Source organism: Phenylobacterium sp. (genome assembly GCF_046590535.1).
Taxonomy (GTDB): Bacteria; Pseudomonadota; Alphaproteobacteria; order Caulobacterales; family Caulobacteraceae; genus Phenylobacterium.
This window is the reverse complement of the sequence record NZ_JBKJTG010000060.1, coordinates 1-10,604: the sequence shown is the minus strand read 5'-3', so window position 1 is coordinate 10,604 and position 10,604 is coordinate 1. Positions and strand designations below refer to the sequence as shown.

Sequence of the window (10,604 nt, the reverse complement as noted above, 5' to 3'; positions counted from 1 at the left end):
TCTCGGCGGCCGAGGTGATCATGACCCAGCTGCACGCCGGCGGGAAATTCGACCAGAATTCCTACAAGGTCTCCGGCGGCCTGCACGGCGTCGGCGTCTCGGTGGTCAATGCGCTCTCCGAGTGGCTGAAGCTGAAGATCTACCGGGGCGGCAAGGCCTACGAGATGGAGTTCCGCGGCGGCGACGCGGTCTCGCCCCTGGTGGTCACCGGCGACGCGCCCATGCGCGAGAACGGCGAGCCCCTGTCCGGCACCGAGGTCACCTTCCTGGCCTCGCTGGAGACCTTCGCGTTCATCGATTTCGACCGCAAGACGCTGGAGCATCGGCTGCGCGAGCTGGCCTTCCTGAACTCCGGCGTGACCATCTGGCTGAAGGACAACCGCGAGGCCGAGCCCTTCGTCGAGGTGATGCACTACGACGGCGGCATCGAAGCCTTCGTGCGCCACCTGGACAAGGCCAAGACGCCGCTGCTGAAGACGCCGCTGGTGATCCGCGGCAAGCGTGAGAATGTCGAGCTGGACCTCTCGCTCTGGTGGAACGACGGCTACCACGAGAACGTGCTCTGCTTCACCAACAACATCCCCCAGCGGGACGGCGGCACCCACCTGGCGGCCTTCCGCTCCGCGCTCACCCGGGTGATTTCCAACTATGCGGAGAGCTCCGGCGCGGCCAAGCGCGAGAAGGTCTCGGTCTCCGGCGAGGACGCCCGTGAGGGCCTGACCTGCGTGCTCTCGGTCAAGGTCCCCGACCCGAAGTTCTCGTCCCAGACCAAGGACAAGCTGGTCTCCTCCGAAGTCCGCCCGGCTGTGGAAGGCCTGGTGCAGGAGGGCCTGGCCAGCTGGTTCGAGGAGCACCCCGTCGAGGCCCGCCTGATCGTCCACAAGATCGCCGAGGCCGCCGCCGCCCGGGAGGCCGCCCGCAAGGCCCGCGAACTGACCCGGCGCAAGTCGGCGCTGGATATCTCGTCCCTGCCCGGCAAGCTCGCTGACTGTCAGGAAAAGGACCCGGCCAAGTCGGAGATTTTCCTGGTGGAGGGTGACTCAGCCGGCGGCTCGGCCAAGCAGGCCCGCAACCGCGAGAACCAGGCCGTCCTGCCGCTGCGGGGCAAGATCCTCAACGTCGAGCGGGCCCGCTTCGACAAGATGCTGGGGTCCGACCAGATCGGCACCCTGATCATGGCGCTCGGCGCCGGCATCGGCCGCGACGAGTTCGATATCAACAAGCTGCGCTACCACAAGATCGTGGTGATGACCGATGCCGACGTGGACGGCGCCCACATCCGCACCCTGCTGCTCACCTTCTTCTACCGGCAGATGCCGGAGATCATTGAGCGCGGATACCTCTATATCGCCCAGCCGCCGCTCTATAAGGCGTCCAAGGGCAAGTCCACGCGCTACCTCAAGGACGACGCCGAACTTGAGGTCTACCTGATCGACGAAGGCGTTGATTCCGCCACCCTGGACCTGGCGTCCGGCGAGCGCCTCACCGGCAAGGACCTCTTGGCCCTCGTGCAGACCGCCCGCGGGGCCAAGGCCAATGTGGAGCGCCTGGCCACCCGGGCGCCGGCCTTCGCCATCGAACAGGCGGCCCTGGCTGGCCTGCTGGCCGACGGCGGCGATCCCGATGTGGCCGCCAGGCGCCTGGACCTCTATGCCGAGGAGGGCGACGGCGCCTGGTCCGGCGAAAAGGGCGAGGGCGGCGGCTTCGTGTTCTCGCGCATCAAGCGCGGGGTCTCCGAACGGATCGTGCTCGACGACCTCCTGCTGCACGCCGCCGACGCGCGGCGGCTGTCGGAGCGCTCCAAGGAACTGGCCCAGGTGTTCCCGGGGCCGGCCACCTACACCCGCAAGGACCGCACCACCACCGTCCGCGGCCCGCTCGACCTGGTCGGCGCGGTGATGGACAACGGCCGCCGGGGCCTCTCCATCCAGCGCTACAAGGGCCTGGGGGAGATGAACCCCGAGCAGCTCTGGGAGACCACCCTGGACGTGGACGCCCGCACCCTCCTGCAGGTCCGCGTCAACCACGCCGACGACGCCGACGACATGTTCACCCGCCTGATGGGCGACCTGGTCGAGCCCCGCCGAGAGTTCATCCAGGCCAACGCCCTGGACGCCGAGGTGGACGTGTAGAGGCTGTCAGGAACCGAGCGCAACGTCCCAGCCGGTTGTCCGCGGCGGACTTGAAATAAGGTATCGTATATGTTACCTTATGGCGTCGAGATTGAGGAGTATGTGAACGACGCGGGCCAAAGCCCGTTCGCCGACTGGTTCGAAGACTTGGACCCGGTCGCCGCCGCCAAGGTGACGGTTGCGGTGGCGCGGATCGCTTGCGGCGCAACGTCCAATCTCAAGGGAGTCGGAGACGGGCTCATGGAATACCGGATCAACTACGGCCCAGGATACAGGGTCTATCTCGGATGGTCTGGCAGGCGCCTGGTGATTCTGCTGGGCGGCGGGACCAAGCGGCGCCAGGCCAAGGACATTGAGGCCGCGAAGGCGCGATGGACAGGTTACAAGACGCGCGCTGGAAGGCGCAGTTGAAAGGCAAGACGTGATGGCGCTGACCCGATCCTTCAAGGACACGGTAAAAGCCCGGGTCACGCGCGATCCCGTGTTCAAGCAGGCTCTGCTGACCGAAGGCGTAAACGCCTTGTTGGAAGGCGACGTCGATACCGGCAAGGCCGTGCTACGCGACTACATCAACGCCACTGTTGGCTTTGAAACCTTGTCGATCTTCACCGGCACCCCGACCAAGAGCCTGATGCGGATGTTCGGCCCGCGCGGCAACCCAAACGCCACCAACCTTTTCGCCGTCATCGGCTTTCTGCAACGCTCGTCCGGCGTGACCCTTGAGGTTCACGCCGCCTGACGGCCCCGCTTGCCTCCAAGTGGAGGTCATCCGCCCGACTGGTCATGCCCGCCTCTGTCCCGTGCGGGCGTTGCAAGTCCCGGCGGGTAAAGGGTTCGCGGTCGGCAGGACTTGCGAGCCACGCGCCGAGCCCCTTCCTCCGTTCACAGCAACCCCTAACCTGGGCGTCGGCCTGGCATTGGGCCCCCTTGTCCTCTCAGCCCTCGAACCCCCGGACCACCGCCAGCACTGCCTCGCCGTAGCGGGCGAGCTTGCCCTCGCCGACGCCGTTGATGCGCTCCAGGGCGGCGCGGGCGGCGGGCTTCACCTGGGCGATCTCCACCAGGGTGCGATCATGGAAAATCAGATAGGGCGGCACATGCTGGGTCTTGGCCTCGCTGCTGCGCCAGGCGCGCAGCGCCTCGAACAGGGGCTGGTCGGCGGGGGCGAGGGCGGCGGCGGCCTCGCGGCTGCGCTTGCGCGGCCGGCCTGACCGGGAGGTATCGTCGTCACCCTCCACCGACTTGCGCATGGCCACGCGCCGCTCGCCGCGGAACACCGCACGCACCGCCTCGGCGTCGCCCAGGCCCACCAGCGGCCGGCCGTCGTTGGGGTCTTCGCGCAACAGGCCCTCGAACAGCAACTGCTCGGTGAGGTCGCGCCACTGGGCCTGGCTGAGCTCGGTCCCGATCCCCCAGGTGGAGAGCGACGCCTCCTGTGCGCTCACCTCCTTGGTCTTGCCCGTCAGGTGGTCCACCAGCCGGCCGCGGCCGAACCGGCCGGCCAGCCGGTGCGCGGCGGACAGCGCCTTCTGGGCGGCCTCGGTGGCGTCGGTGGTCTCCACCGCCCCGGTGCACAGGTCGCACTGGCCGCAGGGCTCTGCCTCGGTCTCACCGAAGTAGCGCCGGACTGCCGTGGCGCGGCAGCCGACCCCGTCCATCATGGCGTAGAACTGGCGGACCTTGCGGACCTGCACCTGCTTGACCGTCTCGTCCACGTCACGCTCGGCGATCCTGCGGAGCGCCCAGGCCATGTCGGCGGCGCCATAGAGGGTAATGCCCTCCGCCGGGTCCCCGTCGCGGCCGGCCCGGCCGACCTCCTGCCAGTAGGCCTCGATGGAGGCCGGCGGGTCGGCGTGGATCACGAAGCGCACGTCCGGCTTGTCCACCCCCATGCCGAAGGCGATGGTGGCCACCATCACCGCGGCGTCCGCCTCCAGGAACTGTTCCAGCCGCTCAGTGCGCAGCGTCCGCTCCAGGCCCGCGTGATAGGCCACCGCCGGGACGCCGGCGGCGCGCAGCGCCTCGGCCAGTTTCTCGGTGCCGTCGCGGGAGCCGGCATAGATCACCCCGGAGCGGTCCGGCCGGGCGGTGACCAGCTCCACCACCCGCTTGTGCCCCTGGCCGCGCTTGCGCTCAGCGGTGAGGATCAGCTCCGGCCGGGCGAAGCTGGCCACGAACTCGCGGCTGTCCTCCAGCCGCAGCTCGCCGCGGATGTCGTCGCGGGTCCGGGCGTCCGCCGTGGCCGTCACCGCCAGGCGCGGCACGTTGGGGAAGATGTCCGCCAGCCGCCCCAGCATCCGGTACTCGGGCCGAAAGTCGTGGCCCCACTGGCTGACGCAGTGGGCCTCGTCGATGGCGATCAGCGCCAGGGACGTGCGCGCCAGGCGGTCCATCATCCAGGGCTGCATCAGCCCCTCGGGCGACAGATAGAGCAGGTCCAGCTCGCCCGCCTCGATGCGCCGCCAGGTCTCCGCCTTCTCGGAGGGGTCAATGTTGGAATCCAGCCGGGCGGCGGCCACGCCGGACTGCTGCAGCCCGGCCACCTGGTCGGCCATCAGGGCGATCAGCGGCGAGACCACCAGGCCCAGGCCCGGCCGGATCAGGCTGGGGATCTGGTAGCACAGGCTCTTGCCGCCGCCGGTGGGCAACACCGCCATGGCGCTGCGCCCGGCCAGGATTTCGGCGATCACCTCGCCCTGCATCCCGCGGAACTCGGCGTGCCCGAAGGTCCGGCGCAGGATCTCCCGCGCCTCGTCCAGGGGGCTCGGGGGGGCTTCGGCGAGGGCGGCGGTCATCGCTGCGTTTATGGCGGTGACTCGCGCGAAAAGCGATGCGGCTTGGCGCGCGTTCCTGTGCTCAGTCGTAGGCGCGCTGCGTCTCGTCCTGGATGTTGCGCACCGCCTTCAGGAGCCGCAGCGCCGCGGGTCCGGACATGGCCTCGGGATCGAAGCGCGCGCCTCGGCCCAGCGTGTCCACGATGGCGGTGTCCGCCGGGCTCAGTTGCCGCGCGCACATGTTCCAGCTTCCGAAGGCGCGGGTCCCGGCCGGTCCCGCGCCCAGCACTTTGGAGCCGTCGTGGCGGCGGTCGTCGAGAATGCGCCGGTAGGTGTTCATCACCGCTTCCGCGGGGCCTTCCAGGGCCTGCAAGAAATAGCCGTCGTGCGCCAGCAGCAGCCCCGTCATGGCTACCTGCCGGTTGTTGCGGATCGAGGCGCCGATGATGTCGCCCAGCGTCTCGTCCAGCGCGGCGGGTTTGATCATCTGGTGGCTGACATAGATCAGGCGGTGGAGGGTTCGCGTACCTGAGATGGCCGACATGTCGCCTCAATTCTGGGGAGGTTCTAGGGGCGAGCCCTGAAGTATCGCCTAACGAGCCTGGCTACTCCGCCGCGATCGCCACGGGCGCGGTCTGGGCTCCCCGCAGCAGCCGACCGGGCAGGGCGTCGGTGGGCTCGCCGTCGCGATAGGTGACCTGGCCGGCGACCACGGTGGCCACATAGCCGTCCGCCCTCTGGATCAGGCGACGCCCACCCGCCGGCAGGTCGTACGCCACCTCGGGCTTGCGCAGCTTCAGGGCGCCGTAGTCGATGACGTTGAGGTCGGCGCGGTAGCCCACCGCGATCAGGCCCCGGTCGCAGAGGCCCACCGCCTGGGCGGTGTCCCAGGTCTGCGCCTTGACCATCCGCTCGACGGCGAGCTTCGGGCCCCGCGTGCGGTCCCGGGTCCAGTGGGTGAGGTTCGAGGTGGGGAAGCTGCCGTCGCAGATCATGCCCACATGCGCGCCACCGTCGGAAAGGCCCGGCACGGCGTCGGGGTGGGTCAGCATCTCGTAGCTGGGGTCCAGCGACCCGTCGGCATAGTTGAGGAACGGCAGGTAGAGCATGCCGCGCCCGTCGTTGGTCAGCATGTGGTCCAGCGCCACCGCGGCAGGGTCCAGCCCGCGGCGCGCAGCGATCGCCTCGACGGTCTGGTCCGGCGTCTGTTCGTAGTCGGGCTCGTCGCCCATCAGGAACATGGTCGCCCAGTTGCGCGGCTGGGACCCGGCGAAGCCGCGTTCGGCGGTGCTCTGGTCGGCCAGGAGCTGGGCGCGGAACGCCGGATCGCGCAGGCGGGCCAGCTTCTGCGCCAGCGGCAGGTCCTTGATCTCCCGGTAGCTGGGATGATGGCTGAACGGGTTCAGGGTCAGCTCGAAGCCGAACAGTATGCCCACCGGCCGCCCGGCCACTTTGGCGCGCATGGGCAGGCCCGCCGCCGTCGCCTCGCTCAGCTTCTCAAGGAGGAAGCGCCAGCCCTCCGGCGCCCGAGGGCTCTGCACCAGGCTGAACGACAGCGGCCGGCCCGAACGCTCCACCAGCCGGCGCAGCATGGCGAACTCGGCCTCCGGATCGGCGAAGTCGGAGACCACCTGCAGCGTGCCCTTGCCGGCGGCGGCCAGGCCCATGGCGATGCCGGTCAGCTCGTCCTCGCCGGCGGTGAGCGTCGGGGTCGGCTGGCCGTCGGAGGTGCGGTGGTTCAGGGTGCGCGAGGTGGAAAAGCCCAGGGCTCCGGCGTCCGCCGCCCGCCGGGCGATGGCGGCCATGGCGTGGATGTCGGCCTCAGTGGCCGGCTCGCGGTTCGCCCCGCGCTCGCCCATCACGAAGACCCTGAGCGCCGCATGCGGCAGCTGGCTGCCCACGTCGATGTCGAACCGCCGGCGGCCCAGGGCGTCGAGATAGTCCGGATAGCTCTCCCAGTTCCACGGCAGCCCCTCCTGCAGCACCGGGAAGGGGATGTCCTCGACGCCTTCCATCAGGCGGATCAGGCGGTCGTGGTCCTCGGCTTTGCAGGGCGCGAACCCTACACCGCAGTTCCCCATCACCACGGTGGTCACCCCGTGCCAGGACGACGGCTGCATCCGCGTGTCCCAGGCGGCCTGGCCATCATAGTGGGTGTGGATGTCCACGAAGCCCGGGGTCAGCAGCCGCCCGCGCGCGTCAATCTCCTCGGCGCCGTACCCCAAGATCTGCCCGACTGCGGCCACCAGCCCGTCCTTGACGCCTATGTCGGCCTCGAAGGGCTGCCCGCCCGAGCCGTCCGCCACGGTCCCGCCGCGGATCACCAGGTCATAGGCCCGTTCCATGCTCGCCTCCCTGTCGGCGGATCGTTCCGGCCACAGGCGATCATTAGCCGCCCGCGCGCCCGGCGCGGTCAAGAGGTCGCAGCTTCACCTTGGGAACTGAAGACGCTGCGGGGCTTTCCTGCGGGACTGGACGGAGAAACCCGATGAGTCATGCCCTGCCGCTGAAGGCGGTCCTCGCCGCCGTGGCGGCCATCGCCATCGCCATCGGTTTCGCCCTGCCGGCGCCGACCAACAACCAGGCCGATGCGCGCTCGCAGATCCAGACCCTGGACCTCAACGGCGGCTAAGGCCGCCCACCCTCGCGGGGCATTTCAGCCGTCTTGGCCGCACAGCCGCGCAGGGTCTCCCCGGCCAGCTCCACCTCCGCCGCCATCGGATAGGTCAGGTCGCTCATCCCGTCCGAGCAGGGGCTGACGTAGAGCGTCAGCTTCAGCGCCTTGCCGTCCGCCGAAGTCGCCGCCCAGGTCGCTCGCCCGCTCTGGATCGCCGCCCCCGGCGCCTTGGTGACCAGGTCGGCCGCATCGGGCCGTGACAGGGTGATCTCGGTACCGCGCACCTTCACGCCCCAGAACGGCTCCGTACCTACCGCATTCATATCCTGGCTGAAGTCGGAAACCGACACCGCGGGCCCGGCGGAGGTGTCAACGGGCGCAGACTTCGGCGCCGGTTCAGGTGTCTTGGGCTGGCAGGCGGCCAGGGCGACGAGGCTCAGGAGGATGAGGATGCGCATGGCCGCCATCATCGCGGAATCTCTGAACTGCGCTACCCTTGACGTGTGAGTCGGCCCTTCACCTTCCTTGAGTTCTTCGCCGGCGGCGGCATGGCGCGGTTGGGCCTGGGCGCGGGCTGGGCCTGCGGTTTCGCCAACGACTTCGACGCCGTGAAGGCGGCCACCTATCGCGCCAATTTCCCTGACGCCACGGGTCATTTCCGCGAGGGCGACGTGTGGCAGGTGACAGCCGCCGATCTGCCGGGACAGGCCGACCTCGCCTGGGCGTCGTCGCCTTGCCAGGACTTCAGCCTGGCCGGTGGCCGGGCCGGGCTGGCGGGCGGGCGGTCCTCGGCCGTCTTCGGTTTCTGGCGGCTGGTGGGGGCCCTGGGCGCGGAGGGTCGCGCGCCGCGGGCCATCGTCATCGAGAACGTCACCGGCCTGTTGACCTCAAACGGGGGCGCCGACTTCGCGGCCCTGGGCCGGGCCCTGGCGGCGCAGGGCTACGCTTTCGGCGCGCTGGAGATCGACGCGGCCGGCTTCCTTCCCCAATCGCGTCCGCGGGTGTTCGTCGTCGCCGTCCTGGGCGCCCCCCCGCCGGGCCTGACCGGCGACAGTCCCTTTCACACCCGCGCCGTGAAGGCCGCCGCCGCCGGCTTGCCGCCCGACGTGGCCGACGGCTGGGTCTGGTGGCGTCTCGCGGCGCCGGCCTGGCGCAACACCGACCTCGCGGCCCTGCTCGAACCGGACGCTCAGGTCGTCTGGCACGCCCCGGAGCGCACGTCCCGCTGGCTGGCGCTGATGGCGCCCCTGCACCGCGCCAAGCTTGCGGCGCAGCAGGGCCGCGCCGTGGGCGCGGTGTTCCGCCGGACCCGTGTGGAGGCCGGCCATCGGGTGCAGCGGGCCGAGGTTCGCTTCGATGGCCTGGCCGGTTGTCTGCGCACCCCCCGCGGCGGCTCCTCGCGCCAGGCGATCGTGGTGGTCGAGGACGGCCGCGCGCGGACCCGGCTGCTCACCGCCCGGGAAGCCGCCCGCCTGATGGGCCTGCCGGACGGCTACCTCCTGCCGAAAGCCGCGACCTCCGCCCACCATGTGGTCGGCGACGGGGTGGCCGTCCCGGTGGTGCGCTGGCTGGCCCGGGAACTGCTGGAACCCCTCTTGGCGCCCGCCGCCGCCATGGCCGCGGCGTAGCCCACCCCTTCCAACGCCTAGCCGGAAGTCTTAGGTTCGCAGGCCAAAAGGCCCCCGCGAAAAGAAGAGACACCCGGTCATGGACGCCACCCCCGACAAGACCTACGACGCCGCCCGCTATCGGCGCGAAGGCCGCGGCAAGATCTTCGACTCCATCCTCGACACCTTGGGCGACACCCCGCTGGTGCGCCTGCCGCGCCTGACCGCGGCGCTGAAGCCCAAGGGCGAGGTGCTGGCCAAGCTGGAGTTCTTCAACCCGATCGGCTCGGTGAAGGACCGCATCGGCGTGGCGATGATCGAGTATCTGGAGGCCAAGGGCGTGCTCAAGCCCGGCGGCGCCATCGTCGAGCCCACCAGCGGCAACACCGGCATCGCGCTGGCCTTCGTGGCCGCGGCCAAGGGCTACAAGCTGACCCTGGTCATGCCGGAGAGCATGTCCATCGAGCGGCGCAAGATGCTGCTGCTGCTGGGCGCCAAGCTCGAACTCACCCCGGCCGAACGCGGCATGGCCGGCGCGGTGGCCCGGGCCAAGGAGATCGTCGAGGCCACCCCCGGCGCGGTCATGCCTCAGCAGTTCGAAAACCAGGCCAACCCCTTGATCCACCGGGTCTCCACCGCCGAGGAGATCTGGAACGACACCAAGGGAAGCGTCGACGCGGTGATCTGCGGCGTCGGCACCGGCGGCACCATCTCCGGCATCGGCCAGGTGTTGAAGGCGCGCAAGCCCTCGGTGCGGATGATCGCGGTGGAGCCCGAGGCCTCGCCGGTGCTGTCCGGCGGCGCCCCCGGCCCGCACAAGATCCAGGGCATCGGGGCGGGCTTCGTCCCCTCGATCCTCGACCGCGGGGTGATCGACGAGATCATCCAGGTCTCTAACGACGACAGCTTCGCCATGGCGCGGCGGGTGGCGCGCGAAGAGGGCATCCTGTGGGGATTTCCTCGGGCGCGGCCCTGACGGCGGCCTTCGATGTGGCGTGCCGCGACGACTTCGCCGGTAAGACGGTGGTGGCCATCATCCCCAGTTTCGCCGAACGCTACCTCTCCACCGCCCTGTTCGACGGCCTCTAGGGTCCCATGCGCGCCGCCGTCGTCGGCTGCGGTGTCGCGGGCATGGCGGCGGCCCTGGCCCTGGCGCGCCGGGGCCATGAGGTGCTCCTGCTGGACTGTTTTGACAGCCCCCGGCCCCTGGGCTCGGGACTGCTGCTGCAGCCCTCGGGCCTGGCGGCCCTGAAGGTGCTGGGGCTCTATGACGCCGTGGCGGCGGCGGGGGCGCGGATCGACCAGCTGGACGGCCGTGATCTCTCCGGGCGGCGCATCCTCGACATGGCCTATGAGTCCTGGCGACCCGGCGCCTTTGGCTTGGGCGTCCATCGCGCCACCCTTTTCGGCCTGCTTTACGACGCCCTCGCGCCGGCCGGCGTGACGGTGCGCACCGGGGTTGAGGTGGTCGCAC

Annotated in this window: 10 protein-coding genes and 1 pseudogene; 7 read left to right on the top strand and 4 right to left on the bottom strand. The window is 70.1% G+C overall.

Annotation, left to right across the window (positions count from 1 at the left end; all coding sequences use genetic code 11):
- The 3 genes from ACLL81_RS03615 to ACLL81_RS03605 all read left to right on the top strand — a co-directional run.
- Positions 1–2,132: DNA gyrase subunit B (locus tag ACLL81_RS03615; protein ID WP_411286980.1), on the top strand; the 2,132-nt coding region annotated here is incomplete at its 5' end.
- A 102-nt stretch (positions 2,133–2,234) separates the two neighbouring features.
- Positions 2,235–2,543: a type II toxin-antitoxin system RelE/ParE family toxin gene (locus ACLL81_RS03610; RefSeq protein WP_411286979.1), complete on the top strand. Its 309-nt coding sequence runs from the start codon at positions 2,235–2,237 to the stop codon at positions 2,541–2,543.
- Positions 2,544–2,553: 10 nt separating this feature from the next.
- Complete coding sequence (locus ACLL81_RS03605; protein WP_411286978.1) at positions 2,554–2,871, top strand: DNA-binding protein; 318 nt, start codon at positions 2,554–2,556, stop codon at positions 2,869–2,871.
- Between the two features lie 196 nt (positions 2,872–3,067).
- Here ACLL81_RS03605 and recQ read toward each other — a convergent pair whose 3' ends face one another.
- From recQ to ACLL81_RS03590, 3 genes are all read right to left on the bottom strand, one after another.
- Complete coding sequence (gene recQ / locus ACLL81_RS03600) at positions 3,068–4,927, bottom strand: DNA helicase RecQ (RefSeq protein ID WP_411286977.1); 1,860 nt, start codon at positions 4,925–4,927, stop codon at positions 3,068–3,070.
- Positions 4,928–4,988: 61 nt separating this feature from the next.
- Positions 4,989–5,450, bottom strand: a complete 462-nt coding sequence (locus ACLL81_RS03595; protein WP_411286976.1) for a BLUF domain-containing protein — start codon at positions 5,448–5,450, stop codon at positions 4,989–4,991.
- Positions 5,451–5,511: 61 nt separating this feature from the next.
- Complete coding sequence (locus ACLL81_RS03590; RefSeq protein ID WP_411286975.1) at positions 5,512–7,251, bottom strand: N-acyl-D-amino-acid deacylase family protein; 1,740 nt, start codon at positions 7,249–7,251, stop codon at positions 5,512–5,514.
- Between the two features lie 143 nt (positions 7,252–7,394).
- Here ACLL81_RS03590 and ACLL81_RS03585 point away from each other — a divergent pair, with 143 nt between their 5' ends.
- Entirely contained in the window at positions 7,395–7,538 is a 144-nt protein-coding gene (locus ACLL81_RS03585) for a hypothetical protein (protein ID WP_411286974.1), read from the top strand.
- On the opposite strand, the gene ACLL81_RS03580 is transcribed toward ACLL81_RS03585, so the two are convergent.
- Positions 7,535–7,993 (bottom strand): COG3650 family protein, encoded by a 459-nt coding sequence (locus tag ACLL81_RS03580; RefSeq protein ID WP_411286973.1) that lies wholly within the window; start codon positions 7,991–7,993, stop codon positions 7,535–7,537. The genes ACLL81_RS03585 and ACLL81_RS03580 overlap by 4 nt on opposite strands.
- A gap of 33 nt (positions 7,994–8,026) precedes the next feature.
- Between ACLL81_RS03580 and ACLL81_RS03575 the strand changes: the two genes are divergently transcribed.
- The 3 genes and pseudogenes from ACLL81_RS03575 to ACLL81_RS03565 all read left to right on the top strand — a co-directional run.
- Positions 8,027–9,151 carry a DNA cytosine methyltransferase gene (locus tag ACLL81_RS03575; RefSeq protein WP_411286972.1) on the top strand — a complete coding sequence of 375 codons (1,125 nt, stop codon included), beginning with the start codon at positions 8,027–8,029 and terminating at the stop codon, positions 9,149–9,151.
- 79 nt (positions 9,152–9,230) lie between these two features.
- Positions 9,231–10,219, top strand: a pseudogene (gene cysK / locus ACLL81_RS03570) (cysteine synthase A).
- Between the two features lie 6 nt (positions 10,220–10,225).
- Positions 10,226–10,604: FAD-dependent oxidoreductase (locus tag ACLL81_RS03565; RefSeq protein WP_411286971.1), on the top strand; the 379-nt coding region annotated here is incomplete at its 3' end.